Annotated in this window: 10 protein-coding genes and 3 pseudogenes; 7 read left to right on the top strand and 6 right to left on the bottom strand. The window is 69.7% G+C overall.

The window, feature by feature from the left end; all coding sequences use genetic code 11:
- A complete protein-coding gene (locus AQJ66_RS35615) occupies positions 1-3,882 on the top strand; it encodes a beta strand repeat-containing protein (protein ID WP_208611531.1) in 3,882 nt (1,293 codons plus the stop codon).
- Positions 3,883-4,191: 309 nt separating this feature from the next.
- Here AQJ66_RS35615 and AQJ66_RS38050 read toward each other — a convergent pair.
- From AQJ66_RS38050 to AQJ66_RS35625, 4 genes and pseudogenes are all read right to left on the bottom strand, one after another.
- A pseudogene (locus AQJ66_RS38050) lies at positions 4,192-4,356 on the bottom strand (pirin-like C-terminal cupin domain-containing protein); the annotation flags it as partial.
- 340 nt (positions 4,357-4,696) lie between these two features.
- The gene (locus AQJ66_RS39195; protein WP_159052694.1) at positions 4,697-5,065 is read right to left on the bottom strand and encodes a hypothetical protein; all 369 of its coding nucleotides are present in this window, start codon (positions 5,063-5,065) and stop codon (positions 4,697-4,699) included.
- A gap of 241 nt (positions 5,066-5,306) precedes the next feature.
- Positions 5,307-5,930 (bottom strand): DNA-3-methyladenine glycosylase, encoded by a 624-nt coding sequence (locus tag AQJ66_RS41100; RefSeq protein WP_425264330.1) that lies wholly within the window; start codon positions 5,928-5,930, stop codon positions 5,307-5,309.
- A gap of 255 nt (positions 5,931-6,185) precedes the next feature.
- Positions 6,186-7,190 carry a GlxA family transcriptional regulator gene (locus AQJ66_RS35625; RefSeq protein WP_208611532.1) on the bottom strand — a complete coding sequence of 335 codons (1,005 nt, stop codon included), beginning with the start codon at positions 7,188-7,190 and terminating at the stop codon, positions 6,186-6,188.
- Positions 7,191-7,751: 561 nt separating this feature from the next.
- Here AQJ66_RS35625 and AQJ66_RS35630 point away from each other — a divergent pair.
- Positions 7,752-8,831: a TDT family transporter gene (locus tag AQJ66_RS35630; RefSeq protein WP_061930786.1), complete on the top strand. Its 1,080-nt coding sequence runs from the start codon at positions 7,752-7,754 to the stop codon at positions 8,829-8,831.
- A 693-nt stretch (positions 8,832-9,524) separates the two neighbouring features.
- Here AQJ66_RS35630 and AQJ66_RS38065 read toward each other — a convergent pair.
- A pseudogene (locus AQJ66_RS38065) lies at positions 9,525-10,115 on the bottom strand (1-deoxy-D-xylulose-5-phosphate synthase N-terminal domain-containing protein); the annotation flags it as partial.
- 81 nt (positions 10,116-10,196) lie between these two features.
- Positions 10,197-12,941: a multifunctional oxoglutarate decarboxylase/oxoglutarate dehydrogenase thiamine pyrophosphate-binding subunit/dihydrolipoyllysine-residue succinyltransferase subunit gene (locus AQJ66_RS35645; RefSeq protein ID WP_079060615.1), complete on the bottom strand. Its 2,745-nt coding sequence runs from the start codon at positions 12,939-12,941 to the stop codon at positions 10,197-10,199.
- 380 nt (positions 12,942-13,321) lie between these two features.
- Between AQJ66_RS35645 and AQJ66_RS35650 the strand changes: the two genes are divergently transcribed.
- The 5 genes and pseudogenes from AQJ66_RS35650 to AQJ66_RS35665 all read left to right on the top strand — a co-directional run bounded on the left by AQJ66_RS35650 (position 13,322) and on the right by AQJ66_RS35665 (position 15,977).
- A complete protein-coding gene (locus tag AQJ66_RS35650; RefSeq protein WP_061930798.1) occupies positions 13,322-13,738 on the top strand; it encodes a MarR family winged helix-turn-helix transcriptional regulator in 417 nt (138 codons plus the stop codon).
- A gap of 514 nt (positions 13,739-14,252) precedes the next feature.
- Positions 14,253-14,357 (top strand): 3-alpha domain-containing protein, encoded by a 105-nt coding sequence (locus AQJ66_RS38665; RefSeq protein ID WP_244163032.1) that lies wholly within the window; start codon positions 14,253-14,255, stop codon positions 14,355-14,357.
- A pseudogene (locus AQJ66_RS40500) lies at positions 14,347-14,589 on the top strand (LysR family transcriptional regulator); the annotation flags it as partial. The gene AQJ66_RS38665 and the pseudogene AQJ66_RS40500, both read left to right, overlap by 11 nt.
- Positions 14,590-14,859: 270 nt before the next feature.
- Positions 14,860-15,573: an SDR family NAD(P)-dependent oxidoreductase gene (locus tag AQJ66_RS35660; protein ID WP_061930885.1), complete on the top strand. Its 714-nt coding sequence runs from the start codon at positions 14,860-14,862 to the stop codon at positions 15,571-15,573.
- Positions 15,574-15,605: 32 nt separating this feature from the next.
- Positions 15,606-15,977, top strand: a complete 372-nt coding sequence (locus AQJ66_RS35665) for a nuclear transport factor 2 family protein (RefSeq protein ID WP_061930804.1) — start codon at positions 15,606-15,608, stop codon at positions 15,975-15,977.
- Positions 15,978-16,191: the final 214 nt, after the last annotated feature.

Genomic DNA, 16,191 nt, shown 5'->3' on the forward strand with positions numbered 1-16,191 from the left:
GTGCTCGACACCAGCTCGAACACCACCGCCTTCGCCATCCCCGTCGGCATCTCCCCCTTCGGTGTCGCGTTCACACCCAACGGGCTGCACGCGTATGTCACCAACAACAGCGACAACACCGTGAGCGTGCTCGACGTCGCCCCCTTCCCCACCGCCACAACCCTCACCTCGACCCCCGACCCCACGGTGTTCGGCGAACCGAAGCTCCTCGTCGCCACCGTGACCTCCTCCACAGGAGTCCCCAGCGGAACCGTCACCTTCCTCGACGGCGCCACCCCCATCGGCTCCGTGCCCCTCGTCGGCGGGATCGCCACCCTCACCACCTCCAGCCTCGCCGTCGGCAGCCACAACCTCACCGCCGTCTACGCCGCTACTCCCACCCACGCCGGTTCGACATCACCGGTGGACATCCAGACGGTGAGCAAGGCCAACACCCTCACGGCCCTCGCCTCCAACCCCGATCCCTCGCTGTTCGGGGAACCTAAGGTGCTCACGGCCGCGGTCACCGTGGTTGCGCCCGGAGGCGGCACGCCCGCCGGCACGGTCGCCTTCTTCGACGGCGTCACCCCCTTGGGCTCCGCGCCCCTCGTCGGCGGGGTCGCCACGCTCACCGTCGCCAACCTCGGCGTCGGCAGCCACCCCCTCACCGCCACCTACGGCGGCGGGCCCGACCACAACGGGTCGACCTCACTCGTCGACCCGCAAACCGTGATCGCCGCCAACACCATCACAGCCCTCACCTCAAGTCCCGACCCGTCGGTGCTGGGCCAGCCGAAGGTCCTGACGGCTGCAGTCAGCGCCGTCGCCCCCGGAGGCGGCACCCCCACCGGTACCGTCACCTTCTTCGACGGCGCCACCCCCATCGGCTCCGCCCTCCTGTCCGGGGGCATCGCCACCCTCACCGTCTCCAACCTCGGCGTCGGCAGCCACCCACTCACCGCCACCTACGGCGGAAGCACCAACTACAACGGCTCCACGTCACCCGTGGACCCGCAGACGGTGAGCCCCGCGAACACCACTACCACCCTGGTCTCCGCCCCCGACCCGTCGGTGTTCGGCCAGGCCAAGGTCCTGACCGCCACCGTCACCGCGGTCGCCCCCGGGTCCGGCACCCCGACCGGCACCGTCGCCTTCTTCGACGGCGCCACCCCCTTGGGCTCCGCGCCCCTCGTCGGCGGGGTCGCCAACCTCAGCGTCTCCAACCTCAGCGTCGGGGCCCATCCGCTGACGGCGGTCTACGCAGGCAGCACCGACTACGTCGGCTCCACGTCGCCGGTGGACACCCAGACGGTGAACAAGGCCAACACCGCCACGGCCCTCAACTCGGTCCCCGACCCGTCGGTGTTCGGCCAGCCGAAGGTCCTGACCGCCACCGTCACCGCGGTCGCCCCCGGGTCCGGGATCCCGACCGGCACCGTCGACTTCTTCGACGGCGCCACCCCCCTGGGCTCCGCGCCCCTCGTCGGCGGGGTCGCCACCCTCACCATTTCCAGCCTCGCCGTCGGCAGCCACCCCCTCACCGCCACCTACGGCGGCAGCACCGACTACGTCGGCTCCACGTCGCCGGTGGACACCCAGACGGTGAACAAGGCCAACACCACCACGACACTGACCTCGGTCCCCGACCCGTCGGTGTTCGGCCAGGCCAAAGTCCTGACCGCCACCGTCACCGCCGTGGCCCCCGGCACCGGCACCCCCACCGGCACCGTCGCCTTCTTCGACGGCGCCATTCTGATCGGCTCCGCACCGCTGTCCGGAGGGGTCGCTACCCTCTCCACCTCATCGCTCGGCGTCGGCACCCACTCCCTGACGGCGACGTACAACGGCAACCCCAGCTACAACGGCTCGACCTCACCGGTGGACCCGCAAACGGTGAACAAGGCCAACACCACCACGACCCTCACCTCGGCCCCCGACCCGACCATGTTCGGCCAGGCCAAGGTCCTGACCGCCACCGTGAGCGTGGTGTCGCCAGGGGGCGGCACGCCGAACGCAACGGTGTCCTTCTTCGACGGCGCCACCCTGCTCGGCAGCGCCCCGCTGGTCGGCGGGGTCGCCACCCTCACCGTCTCCAACCTCGGCGTCGGCAGCCACCCCCTCACCGCCACCTACGGCGGAAGCACCAACTACAACGGCTCCACGTCACCCGTGGACCCGCAGACGGTGAGCCCCGCGAACACCACTACCACCCTGGTCTCCGCCCCCGACCCGTCGGTGTTCGGCCAGGCCAAGGTCCTGACCGCCACCGTCGCCAGCGTCGCCCCCGGGTCCGGCACCCCGACCGGCACCGTCTCCTTCTTCGACGGCGCCACGCCTCTGGGCTCCGCGCCCCTCGTCGGCGGGGTCGCCACCCTCACCACTTCCAGCCTCGCCGTCGGCAGCCACCCCCTCACCGCCACGTACAGCGGAAGCGGCGACTACAACAGCTCGACCTCACCGGTGGACCCGCAAACGGTGAACAAGGCCAACACCACCACGACCCTCACCTCGGTGCCCGACCCGTCGGTGTTCGGCCAGGCCAAGGTACTGACCGCCACCGTCGCCAGCGTCGCCCCCGGAGCCGGCACCCCGACCGGCACCGTCTCCTTCTTCGACGGCGCCACCCTGCTCGGTACCGCCTCGCTGTCCGGCGGGGTCGCCACGCTGTCCGTCTCCACGCTCGGCGTCGGCAGCCACTCGTTGACCGCCACCTACAGCGGCAGCGGCGACTACAACAGCTCGACCTCACCGGTGGACCCGCAAACGGTGAACAAGGCCAACACCACCACGACCCTCACCTCGGTGCCCGACCCGTCGGTGTTCGGCCAGGCCAAAACCCTCACCGCCACCGTCGCCAGCGTCGCCCCCGGAGCCGGCACCCCGACCGGCACCGTCTCCTTCTTCGACGGCGCCACCCCTCTGGGCTCCGCGCCCCTCGTCGGCGGGGTCGCCACGCTGTCCGTCTCCACGCTCGGCGTCGGCAGCCACTCGTTGACCGCCACCTACAGCGGCAGCGCCAGCTACAACAGCTCGACCTCACCGGTGGACCCGCAAACGGTGAACAAGGCCAACACCACCACGACCCTCACCTCGGTGCCCGACCCGTCGGTGTTCGGCCAGGCCAAAACCCTCACCGCCACCGTCGCCAGCGTCGCGCCCGGAGCCGGCACCCCGACCGGCACCGTCTCCTTCTTCGACGGCGCCACCCTGCTCGGTACCGCCTCGCTGTCCGGCGGGGTCGCCACGCTGTCCGTCTCCACGCTCGGCGTCGGCAGCCACTCGTTGACCGCCACCTACAGCGGAAGCCCCAACCACAACTCGTCCGTATCACCCGCGGACCCGCAGACGGTGAACAAGGCCAACACCACCACGGCCCTCACCTCGGCACCCAACCCGTCGACCTTCGGGCAGTCGGTGGTCCTGACCGCCACCGTCGCCAGCGTCGCGCCCGGAACCGGCACCCCGACCGGCACCGTCTCCTTCTTCGACGGCGCCACCCTGCTCGGTACCGCCTCGCTCTCCGGAGGGGTGGCCTCGTTGACCACCTCCAGCCTGAGCGGCGGCAGCCACACCCTGACCGCCACCTACGGCGGCAGCGTCAACTACAACGGATCCACCTCACCGGTGGTCACCCAGACGGTGGCCAACCCGAATCCGCCGACCCTGGTCTCCGCGATTCCGAGTTCCGGTTCCACGGCCGGCGGTGGCAACGTCCTGCTCGTGGGTACCAACCTCAACGGCGTCACCGGAGTCACCTTCGGCGGGACTCCAGCCACCATCGTCTCGCAGTCCTTCGGGACCTTCGTCACGGTCGTGGCTCCGCCCCACGTCGCCGGGGTCGTCCCCGTCGTCGTCAACACCACCTCCGGTCCGAGCAACTCGGTGAACTACACCTACGTGTGAGCGATCTGAGCAACTCTGTGCCCCGGTCGGGCAGCCCGGCCGGGGCACAGGCCTGTTCACATACGCGTCGCCGAGTGTTCCGGGGGCCGTCGAAGGTCCTCACTCACTGCGAGGTCCCAGATTAGTAGTGGGCAACACGTCAGGATTGTGTCAGCCTGATCAGAGTTGCTTGCGCATGGCGAAGCTTGCGCTTCGGGTCCTGGACGGACGGTGCTGCGAGTGGCGCTTGCCCGTGCGCATCGAACAACCCGGGCGAGGCCAACGGATCCTTGTCCGGCCGTGCGTGCCTTTGGGGCGGAAAGTGTCAGGTCAGCGCGCCCGACCCCGCGGTTTCAGCGGCACGGGAGGCAGCTCGGGCGCAGGCAACGGATCCCCGTCGTAGCCCTTCACCTCGCCGAATTTCGACCCGGTCATCCATTCCCGGCGGGCCTGTTCGATCTCCTCCTGGGTGCGCCCGACGAAGTTCCACCACATATCGCACGACGCCGCTGTTTCCGCAGGTCAACAACCTGCGCGACTGCTCCTGGTCAGCAAAAGGTCAGCATCAGTCGCGAGGAGTCGGTCGGCCGTGACGCGGGATACGTTGGTCCGTGGGATGGGCTCGTTCTTCAAGGAGTGCGAGCATCCGCGATCTCGGTGGCCGAAGTGCCCCCACCCCTACAAGATCCGATACCGGTCGGCAGCCGGCAAGCAGATGGAGGAGTCGGGGTTCGCGGACCGCGACAAGGCCATCGGGCGTTTGACAGAAATCTACAACGAGAAGAAGGCGGCACCTCAGGCTCGGTCGAAGGCGGAGCGCATCGAGAAGTACGGGTCAATGAGGTTCGAGGAGTACGTCGAGGAGTGGAAGGCCCGGCAACGGCACCTGGCTGTCGCGTCGGTGCGACACCTCGACTCCCTCCTGGAGCACCATCTCTGTCCGGCGCTCGCCAGCCGACGGATGAACTCCTTCGACCACAAGGTGGTTGACGGCTTCATCCGCCTCATGGAACGCAACGGTGCGGCTCTGGCCACCCAGGCCAACGCCTTCGACAAACTGCGCGCCATCCTTCTCGATGCACATCGGCTCGGTGTCTTCACCGATAACCTGGTGGCCGGCGTCAAGCCGCCACCATTGCGGTCGCGGATCAGTCGGATCACCGGTCCGAAACGCCATCTTCACAAGCTCGTTGACGTCCTTCACGCGAAGGTCAACGACCCTCACGACTCTCCGTCACCACCGAATGTGAGACAGGGCCATTGGCTGGACAGACCCTCGCCGCACGAAGCGTCATGGCAGAGGCATTCCCCGTCCCTCGCGCAATGCTGCAAGCCGGGCCATTTGCTCACCCATACCGCGTGCTCCGGCCAACGGCGTGTGGACGTGCGGCCAGACGGAGCGCACGAGGCTGATGTGTCGTGCACCGCCGAGGGCCACCACCGGGTCAAGGCCCACGAGGTCCCGCACGGTTGCCTGTTCCAGAAGGACCTGGCTCGTTACCGCGTCGGCCGCGCCATGCATCGGGCCCCTCGTACGCCTCCACCTCGGTCATACGCACCGCCGTCACGCCGCGCTGCGAGCGCGAGACCACGAGAGCCCCCAGCAGTTCGGGAGCCACCTCGAGGGCGGGCCGGTCGAAGAAGTGCTCGCGCAAGGCGGACCGCCCTGTCGACGCAGCCCCCGGCTCATCGAACGCCCGCAACTGCTCGTGATCGGTCCCGGCCACGCCCGGGACCGTCCGGTTCTCCGCCGAGCCGCTGCCTCCTGACGAGATTCCGGGACGCCGGATCCGACGCCCCCACCGTCTCAGCGCTCTCCTTGCGTCGCCCCATGGCCCGAGAAACTGCCGTGAGGCACTCGGATACGGACCTTCGAGCCGAACCAGGCCGTTGGAGGAAGGAACACGCTTCCGGACGAGGTGACATCGAGGCCGAGCACGCGATCCAGGCTGCGGACGCGATGCTGGACTATCCGCAGTCAGGCGAACGTGTCCGGGGCCGCGAGACAACGCGGCGGGCATCCGGCCGACCGGCGCTTCACCCTCCTGCGCGTCACCGGCCACGCGCATGTATGGGTGAGCGAATGCGTCACCATCCACGACGGCGCGCCTTCGTACTCGGCGAGCGTCATGGAATTCGCCGACCAGCAGGTCGTACACGAGACGCAGTACTTCGCCGGTCCTTTCGGCGCGCCCGCGTGGCGGGCCGCGCTCGCCGAGCCGGTGCTTGGGACAGACTGTCGAGGAGGCCTGACCGCTCTCGTCCGGCCCGGCCGGCCTGTCGGATTTCGGCGATTGTCTGTGCTCGCCGGATACATCCAGGGCTCAGGCGCCCTTGCCGTCGACTCCGGTGTGCGTGGTGCGGAAGCGTGCCCGGTAGGCTCCCGGCGTGATGCCGAGGTTGCGCGTGAAGGCCCGACGCAGGGACTCCGGTGACCCGAAGCCGGTGCGCCGGGCCACCGTGGCCATGGGGTCGTCGCTGTCTTCCAGCATCGCCTGGGCGGCCTCCATGCGGACCTGCTCGACGTAGCGGGCCGGGGTCGTGTGCATCTCGTCGTGGAACAGGCGTGTCATGTGGCGCGTGCTCACACCGGCCCGGCGCGCCATGGCGGCAAGGGTGTGCGGGGCGGACGGGTCCTCGGCGACCGCGTCCAGGACCCGGCGCAGCATCTCCTGTCTCGCGCGCGGGGTGTGGGTGCGGACACTGAACTGGGACTGGCCGCCCGGCCGCTGCATGAACACGACCATGTCCTTGGCCACGGCGCGGGCGACGTCGGCGCCGAGGTGCTCTTCGACCAGGGCGAGCGAGAGATCGATGCCCGAGGTGACGCCTGCGGAGGTCATGATGTGGCCGTCGCGTACGAACAGGGCGTCCGCTTCCACGGTCACCTTCGGGTAGCGCAGGGCGAGCTGGTCGGCGAAGCGCCAGTGCGTTGTCGCCTTGCGTCCGTCGAGCAGTCCGGCCGCGGCGAGGAGGAAGGCGCCGGTGCAGATGGACGCCGTGCGGCAGCCGCGTGCGTCGAGCCCTCGCATGGCGTCCAGCAGCGCGTCGTCCTTGATGAGGCAGGGCCACTCCGGGCCGCCGGGGATGACGACCACATCGCTGGCCGCCTGTACCTGCGCGGCAGCGAGGTCGACGCGCAGTCCGGTGCCGGCTGCGGTGACCACGTCGGCGCCGTCAGGGGAGACCGTGCGTACGCGGTAGCGGCCGCCGAATTCGTTGGCTGTCGTGAACACCTCGATCGGTCCGGTGACGTCGAGCAGCCGTACGCCGGGGAAGACCAGCACGGTCACCAGGAGCGGCTGCCTGCCGGACGGCCTGTCCTTCATCGTGCGCCTCCCGGACGGACTGGGGCCCACATCGGAGGACACCATCATCCGCCCGGCGATGCTCTGCCGCTCCCGTGCCGATTGTCGTCCGCGTCCCTGCGGCATGCTGCTGCCTTCCGTGGTGTGCAACGAGGCATCGGGCTTCGGCGCCTCGCCCGTGTTCAGCGATCGCTTACCGCTTCGTCATGACCACAGGTGTGGCCACAACACGCTCGGACAAGGACATCGGGGCATCGGGCCGGCAACGGGCCTGCACGGTGCTCCGTGTCCTGGTGTGAGGGCATCATGGCGCGTGCTGTTCTGTGGCGGAAGCCGTGCTTCGCCATAGCGTCGAGGGCGCCGATGGGCCGACGGTCCCGGCCGCGTCCCTGAGCTGCTGGGTGTGGTCCGGTCAGTCGGTCTGCCCGTCACCGTGGCTGGTCGTGGACGGTGACGAATCCGACACCCCAAGAGAAGGCACCCCGCGCCGTGACACCCCACCCCAGTACCAGCCGAGCGATCCCGTCCCAGGTCGGCCCGGCCCCGAGAGCGTCCGCGGTCGGCTCGGCCCCGAGATCATCCGTGCTTGTACGTGACCAGCCGGACGAGGCGAACGGCAAGGAGCGTGGCCGGCTCGGTCCCGGCTGGTTCGCCGCCGTCATGGGCAGCGGGATCGTCACCGTCGCGGCCGCCACCCTGCCGCGCGGTTTCCCCGGACTCGACGAGGCCGCCACGGTGGTCTGGGCGGGGACCGCGCTGCTGCTGATCGTGCTTGCCGTCAGCTATACCGGGCAGCGGGCGCTGCGGGTGCATGCCGGTGATCCGGTACTGGTCCAGTTCTTCGGGGCGCCGCCGATGGCTCTGCTCACCGTCGGGGCCGGGACGCTGCTGCTCGGCCGGCGGCTTATCGGGGAGCGTGCGGCGGTGGCTGCGGACTGGGTGCTGTGGTCGGCCGGTACGGTGCTGGGTCTTGCCACCGCCTGCACGGTGCCGTATCTGATGGTCACGCGGCACCGTTTCACGCCGGACGCGGCGTTCGGCGGCTGGCTGCTACCGGTGGTGCCGCCGCTGGTCTCCGCCGCGACGGGCGCGCTGCTCATCCCGCGGGCGCCGGCCGGGCAGGTGCGGCTGGCCCTGTTGCTGTGCTGCTATTCGATGCTCGGGCTCGGGTTGGTCGCGGTCCTGCTGGTGCTGGCCATGGTGTACAGCCGCCTGGTGCACCATGACGCGCCCGGCGGTGCGGTGGTGCCCACGATGTGGATCGGCGTGGGGGCGCTGGATCAGGCGGTGACGGCGCTGGGGACGCTGGCCACGGCGTCGCCGAGCGCGCTGCCCGCCCCGTACGCGCGCGGGAGCGGGGTGGTAGCGCTCCTGGGTGGGCTCGGGATCTGGGGCTTCGCCCTGCTGTGGCTGGTACTGGCCACGGCGCTGACCGTACGGGAAATCCGCAGAGGGCTGCCCTTCGCAGCCACCTGGTGGTCCTTCATCTTCCCCCTCGGTGCGTGCGTCACCGGCACCAGTGCGCTCGCTGCTCGTACTGGCTCGCAGCTGTTCGTCTGGATCGCCGTCGTCCTGTACGCCCTGCTCGTCGCCGCCTGGACGGTGGTCGCCTGGCACTCCCTGCGCCATGCTGTCCGGCAGCGTGAGCGCGCCCGCCGCTGACAGGGCCCGTGTGACGCTCCGCATGACACGGACGTGTCGCGCGAACCCGGCTGTCTGCCGACGGGCAGCCGGGTTCGCGCCGCACCGCAACACGTGCCTATGGCAGCGCCCCGGTTGCCGTCGAGGCCGTGCTCTGCGGGCGGGCCGTCTGCCCCGCACCGGCGGATCCGCGCGCGGTCGTGGGGCGGGCCCGGAGTCTGGCTGCCACCATGGCGGCGAACACGACAGCCCAGAACACCGCGGCGATCCAGACCTCCCAGCGGCCCACGCTCGTCATCCACGAGGTTGCGGTCGCGCGTCCCAGCTCATGCGTGGTGACCGCATATATGCCGACCGGGAGACGAGGTTCCATTAGCCGAGCTCGTAGCGCAGCGGGATACGGCGCAGCGCGTGCCGCCAAAAGCCCGGAGCCAGCAGGAGCGGAATCAGCCGGCTTGACCCGCGACCGCCACCGACTCCGATCCCACCGACCACAGGAACCAGGTGCCGTTCACCTGGTCTAGCGAGGGGCCCCGCGTCAGCGTGGTGATGAGCGCGAGCGGGATGCCGTAGTCCAGCACCACCCACCCCAGCGTCCCGAACGCCAGGAACGCTCCGGCGACCGCGGTGTGTCCGGCCGGCACAAAGCGAGCAGCCAGCACGTTCGAGGAGATCGCGAGGGTGCGGAACGCGAAGGCACGCTCCGGCACCGTCGAGCGCCTGTCTGCCCCAGCCGGCCAGACGCTTGTAGCCGGCATGGGTGCGCAGGGCCGCCACGTGCCGGGCGAGTCCGCCCACGGTCGGTGCGTACGAGCGTCCGTTGTCGTTGACGACGATCACCACCGGCCGGTCCGGTGCCGTCGCGATGTTGTTGAGGCCCTCCCAAGCCAGCCCTGCGGTGAGTGCTCCGTCGCCGACGACGGCGACGATGTGCCGGTCCGGCTCTCCTGCGAGCTGTGCGGCCCTGGCCATGCCATCGGCGTACGACAGGGCTACCGATGCGTGGGAGTGCTCGATGTGGTCGTGCGTGGACTCGTCCCGGCTCGGGTATCCGGAAAGCCCGCCACGCTGCCGCAGGCCGGAGAACTCACCGGCCCGCCCCAGCAGCCGGTCGCGCGGGGAGTCGAAGACCCGGTGCAGCGCCAGGGTCAGTTCCACGACGCCGAGGTTTAGCCCCAGAGGGCCTCCCGTGGCCGCGACGTGGCGGACCAGGAAGTCGCGGATCTCCCCGGCCAGCCGGACCAGCTCTGGATGGCTCAGACCCCTCAAGTCCGCGGGCTGGTTGATGCGCGTCAGCAGGCTCATGCCGCTGCTCCTCCTCGAGGCTGCCGTGGTGTCGACGGATACGCGCTGTGGGCAGCCCATGCGCATCGCGCGAGCCGCTGATCACTGGAAGGCCGATGTCACGAGAGCCTTCTGCTCCACGCCGTGCCGACGGGCCGAACCGACCGCGGGGGCGGGTGCCTCGGGCCGGCTCACGCACTCCACGGCGCGCCGGGTCAGCCGGTGCAGACGTGCCGCGACGAACGACCACGCACCCTGGTTCTCCGGCTCCTCCTGCACCCACCGCACGTCCGCGGCCGCGGGGAAGCGGGCGAGTTCCGCCGCGAGTTCCTCGTCGGGGAACGGGTAGAGACGCTCCACGCGGACGATCGCCGTGTCGGTCGAGCCCGCGGCGTGCCGGTGGGCGTCGAGGTCGTAGAAGACCTTGCCCGAGCACAGCAGCACGCGCGAGACCCGGGCCGGGTCCGTCGTGTCGTCCGGCAGGACCGGGCGGAAGCCGCCCTGGGTGAACTCGGCCAGGGAGGAGACGGCCGCCTTCGACCGCAGCATCGACTTCGGGGTGAAGACCACCAGTGGCCTGCGGCCGTCCAGCGCCTGCTGCCTGAGCAGATGGAAGTAGTTGCCCGGCAGGGACGGCGTGGCCACGGTCATGTTGTCCTGCGCGCACAGTTGCAGGAAGCGTTCGATCCGGGCGGAGGAGTGGTCGGGACCCTGGCCCTCCAGGCCGTGGGGCAGCAGCATGGTCACCGCGGAGCGCTGGCCCCACTTCTGCTCGGACGAGGCGATGTACTCGTCGACGACCGTCTGCGCGCCGTTGGCGAAGTCACCGAACTGGGCCTCCCACAGCACCAGGGCCTCCGGACGGGCCTGCGCATAGCCGTACTCGAAGGCCAGCGCCGCCAGTTCCGACAGCATCGAGTCGTACGGTGCGAAGCTCGCGGCCTGCGGGCTGAGGGAGTTCAGCGGCGTGTGCTCCGCGCCGGTGCGCCGGTCGGTCAGTACGGCGTGGCGCTGGCCGAAGGTGCCGCGCCGGGAGTCCTGTCCGGCCAGCCGCACCGGGACGCCCTCCAGCAGCAGCGAACCGATCGCCAGTGTCTCCGCGGTGGCCCAGTCGACGGTGCCGGTGTCGAGCGTCGCCGTGCGCCGGTGGAGCTGCGGCAGGACACGCGGGTGCACGGTGAAGCCCTGCGGCAGGTCGGTCTGCGATGCGATGACCTGACGGGCCCTCGCCTCGTCGATCGCGGTCGCCGTGCGCTGGGTGGCCGTCTGTCCGGCGTCGGCGCAAGGAAGGTCTTCGGCCGGTGCGGGAGCGGGCAGCGCCCGGGTCTCGGCGAAGGCCCTTTCGAGGTGATCCTGGTAGTTGCGGCGGGCACTGTCCGCCTGCCGCTCGCCGATGTCCCCGCGGCGTATGAGGGCCGCGGCGTACAGCGTGCGCACCGAAGCCTTGGCGTCGATGCGTTCGTACATCATCGGCTGCGTGATGGACGGGTCGTCGACCTCGCTGTGCCCGTGGCGCCGGTAGCAGACCAGATCGACCACGACGTCCTTGTGGAACGTCTGGCGGTAGTCGAAGGCCATCCGTGCGACGCGGTCGACGGCTTCGGGGTCGTCGCCGTTGACGTGGAAGATCGGGGCCTCCACCATCCGTGCCACATGGGTGGCGTACGTGCTCGAACGGCCGTTGGCGGGCAGGGTGGTGAAGCCGACCTGGTTGTTGACGACCACGTGGACCGTCCCGCCCGTGCGGTAGCCCGGCAGTTGCGACATGTTCAGGGTCTCGGCGACCACGCCCTGGCCGGCGAAGGCCGCGTCGCCGTGGAGGACGACAGGCAGTACGGGGAAGGGCTCGCCCTGGTCCCCGGCCAGGTCCTGCTTGGCGCGCACCACGCCCTGGGTCACCGGCCCCACGATCTCCAGGTGCGAGGGGTTCGCCACGACCGAGACGGCGATGGTGCCGCCGTCCGGGGCACGGTAGGTGCCCTCCGCGCCGAGGTGGTACTTCACGTCCCCCGAGCCCTGGACCGACCGGATGTCCACCGCGTCCTCGAACTCGTCGAAGATCTGGCCGTAGGACTTGCCGATGATGTTGGCCAGGACGTTGAGCCGGCCGCGGTGCGCCATCCCGATGACGGTTTCCTGGACACCGTCTTCGATGGCGCGGAGCAACAGGGCGTCGAGCAGCACGATGGCCGACTCGCCGCCTTCGAGCGAGTACCGCTTCTGGCCCACGTACTTGGTCTGCAGGAACGTCTCGAAGGCCTCCGCGGCCCCCAACCGGTAGAGGATCCGCAGCTGTCCGGCACGGTCCGGGCGGCGCTGCGGGCCCTCGACGCGCTGCTGGATCCAGCGGCGTTCCCGGGCGTCCTGGATGTGCATGTACTCGAACCCGGCGGTGCGGCAGTAGAACTCCCGCAATGCGCCCAGCACTTCGTCGAGTGTCATCGTGGCGCGCCCGGCGAACCCGTCCACGGCGAAGTCCTCCGCCCGGTCCGCGTCGTTGAGTCCGAACGCGGCGATGTCGAGTTCCGGATGTGCGAAGCCGGGCCGCGCCATGAGCGGGTCCGTGCCTGCCATCAGGTGCCCGCGCACGCGATAGGCGTGGATGAGCGCGGCGACCCGTACCGCCTTGAGCGCCGCCTCGTCGGTGCCCTTGTGGTGTTGGGCTGAGGCGGTCAGGGAGGCCGCGGCGGTCGGGGACACCAGAGTGGCGAAGAAGTCCCTCCACGTCTGGTCGACCGAGCCGGGATCCTGGAGGTAACGCCGCCGTTGCTCGTCCACGACCCATTCGTTGAGCCCGAAGTCCAGCCCGTGAGACGCTGCTCGAGCGGTGTCTGATTGCGACGCCATGGCGCGAACGCCTTCTTTCCTCTGCGAAGCCTTGGGATGGCGGACGCGGCTACGGCGGTCGTCCGCCTGCGTGTCAGGTGTTCGAGGACTTCGCAACCGTTGCGGAGACCGACCCGTTCGACCGCGTCGCACGGACGACGCTAGGACGCCGGGAGTGCGAAGACGGATGGTCGGGCGCGCCACGACGGCCTCACATCAGGACATCGGCCGGGTGACGGCCTGCTGCCTGCCGTCGTCCCACAGTCGGAGTGCGGGCGGGTGACGCCGTCCTGATCCGAGGGCTTCGTGTCCGTCCGCCCCGGGATCGACGTCGTACGGGACCTGGTTGTGATGCTGCGGCCACGGGCTTGCGGCCGGAGAACCGACCCCTGGGAAGGAATATGATCGACTACGATTTGTCGGACACCACGCGCTGGCAGTTTCCAGGGGTCCTGCGGACCTTGGGTCTCGTGCACGGTGAGTTGCGGGTGCAGCACGGACTGTCGCTCCATGACTACCTCATTCTCGGCGCGCTCGCCGAGGCCGCGAGCGGATCTGTGCCCGTTGCCAAGCTGGCGCCGTTCCTCCAGGAATCCGGGGACCGGATGTCCTACCTCCTCCGGGGTCTGCAGGCGGCCGGACTGATTGATCGCCATCGTCGTGCCGGAGACCGCAGGACGGTCGAGGCCACCCTGACCGACGCCGGACGCTCCAGGTTCGCCGCCGCCGAGGCGACCGCGCAGGCCCTGATGCGCCAGCACCTCGGTCCGGGACTGGATACCCAGGAGCCGTCCGGCCGATCGTGTGATGTCACTTGATCTGCTCGTTTTCCACGCCAACGGCTGTGGTCGGCGGACGGCACCTGGGCGCGGCTTCTGCGGCGAATCCAGCCCATGGCCTACAGAGGGCGAGCCGAGGCGGGTCCCGGCGGAGGTGATCACAACCGTACCCCTCGGACGCGATCCGAACCTGACACTGATCGCCGAACTCGTTGGCCGCAGCGAACACCTCGATGGGACCGGCCACATCGAAGAGCCGCACCCCGGGTGAAGACGAATACCGTCACGGTGGTCGGGCTTCGTCCGGGGCGTTTGTGGTTCATGGGGTGGCTCCGGGCCGTGCGCGGCGCAGACGCCAGCACTCCTACGAGCGCTGGTCGGTGAATGCTCCGAAGCGGTCGGCGAGCCGGTCGTAGCAGGGGTCGGGCCGCGAACCGTCGGATTTGCCTGGGATCGTCGTGCGCCTTCGAGTCGTACCGCGACTACGACCTGTTTACTCCCTGCTGGGAGGCAAGGGCTTCCAGCCCGCCACTTGGACGGGCCTCAGGCGCGCTTGCAACTCAGCGTTGCCGAGATCGACGCGCTGCTCTACCTCTCCGGTCGCGACCCCGCGAAGCTGCGTAAAGCACTGAGCATCCCCGCTCTCGGTCCGCCGTAGCGACCGTCCGATCATCAACTCGCCCAAGGGTCAGACCTGCGCGCTCCCGGCGACCTGGTGCGATGCCCCGTCGTCGCCCCCGAGGTCTACTGGACCTGGTCCCTCGTCCGACGCGAGGACGAGGCACGCGCGGCGGTCATCGCTGCCATGGACCCTGTGTGACGGCGTTGTAGACCTCGGCATACACGCCGCCGACGCCTGGCTGCCCGCCGGCGACCCGTACCGACAGTAGAGACCGAGTCCCCGCCGACGGAAGCCGCCGTTCCCCGGCATCGACGCGATCCGTCGGGTGCCGACGCAATCCGTGGTCCTCTACCTGCGACGTCCTCACCTGCACTGAGAGCCACGGCCTCCCAGACGGGAGGAATCGAGTCCCAGCGGAGGGGCCGCCAACCGTTGCCCCGCGGGCGCACGGCTGCCTATCGTCGAGTAGTCGACCGGTTGGCTAGTAATCCTTTCACCGGTCCGGAACAGTCCTCCCACCTCGAAAGTGAAGATCACCGTGAGCATTGCGCAGCAGAAGGTCGCCGTCATCACCGGCGCGTCACAGGGCATCGGCGCCGGACTGGTGGACGGCTACCGCGCACTCGGGTACGCGGTCGTCGCCACCTCCCGCACCATCGCACCCTCGGACGACGCGGAGGTCGTCACCGTCCAGGGGGACGTCGTGGATCACTCCACCGCCCGCCGTGTCATCTCCGCCGCGGTGGAGCGGTTCGGCCGGGTCGACACCCTGGTGAACAACGCGGGCGTCTTCGTCGCCAAGCCCTTCACCGACTACACCCTCGACGACTATGCGGCCGTGATCGGCGTGAACATGAACGGTTTCTTCCGTATCACTCAGCTGGCGGTCGAGCAGATGCTCGCCCAGGGCGGCGGTCACATCGTCAACATCACCACCAGCCTGGTGGACAGCGCTGACTCCAGGGTGCCCTCGGTGCTTGCCTCTCTGACCAAGGGCGGCCTGCAGTCCGCAACCAAGTCCCTCGCCATCGAGTACGCCCGCCGTGGCATCCGCACCAACGCGGTGTCGCCGGGCACCATCAAGACCCCCATGCACCCCGAGGAGACCCATGAGTTCCTCGCCGCCCTGCACCCGGTCGACCGGATGGGTGAAGTGAGCGACATCGTCGACGCCGTGCTCTACCTGGAGAAGGCGCCCTTCGTCACCGGCGAGATCCTGCACGTCGACGGCGGCATGAGTGCCGGACACTGACCGTACACCGAGTCTTGGACCAAGGAGTGGACATGACCGCCACGACCGACGACGCGGAGATCCTGAGCGGAGTGCTCGACCAGTGGAAGGCCGCGGTCGACGCGCACCAGCCCGACCGCGTCGCCGCCCTCTTCACCGAGGACGCCGTCTTCCAGGGGCTGCACCCCTACAGCGTCGGACGGCACGGCGTCGCCGACTACTATGACTCCCAGCCCCTCGGCATGAAGGCGGCATACCGGATCCTTGAGACCAGGCGGCACGCCGACGACCTCGTCCTCGGCTACCTCGCCGTCGAGTTCTCGTTCACGGACCGGCCCCCGCTGGACGTGAAACTCTCCGTCCTCGTTGTCCGCACAGGGGACGACTGGTCCATCGGCCACTATCAGGTATCCCGCCTGGATTAGCCTGTTCGGCCAGATCAACCGACCTCGTCTCTGGCGTAAGTTGACGCCCGCTCAGCGGGCGCTTCGCACCCGGGTTGCGCCGCACCGTGCCCCCTGAGCGGGGTGACCGGTGTGGCGTACCTGCGCTGTCAGCAACGCCTTCTCCCACTGCGGAAGCGTGCCAGCGGCTCCTTCTCCGCGGTCCGAGTCTCGGCCGGGCTGCGAGGTTCTTGTC

The organism is Streptomyces bungoensis (genome assembly GCF_001514215.1).
Taxonomy (GTDB): Bacteria; Actinomycetota; Actinomycetes; order Streptomycetales; family Streptomycetaceae; genus Streptomyces; species Streptomyces bungoensis.

What these genes read in the sequence shown, in the direction of transcription:
- AQJ66_RS35650 (WP_061930798.1), top strand. Translation starts at nt 13,322, where the DNA reads ATGATCGACTACGATTTGTCGGACACCACGCGCTGGCAGTTTCCAGGG.
- AQJ66_RS41100 (WP_425264330.1), bottom strand. Translation starts at nt 5,930, where the DNA reads ATGCGCGTGGCCGGTGACGCGCAGGAGGGTGAAGCGCCGGTCGGCCGG.
- AQJ66_RS35665 (WP_061930804.1), top strand. Translation starts at nt 15,606, where the DNA reads ATGACCGCCACGACCGACGACGCGGAGATCCTGAGCGGAGTGCTCGAC.
- AQJ66_RS35645 (WP_079060615.1), bottom strand. Translation starts at nt 12,941, where the DNA reads ATGGCGTCGCAATCAGACACCGCTCGAGCAGCGTCTCACGGGCTGGAC.
- AQJ66_RS35625 (WP_208611532.1), bottom strand. Translation starts at nt 7,190, where the DNA reads ATGAAGGACAGGCCGTCCGGCAGGCAGCCGCTCCTGGTGACCGTGCTG.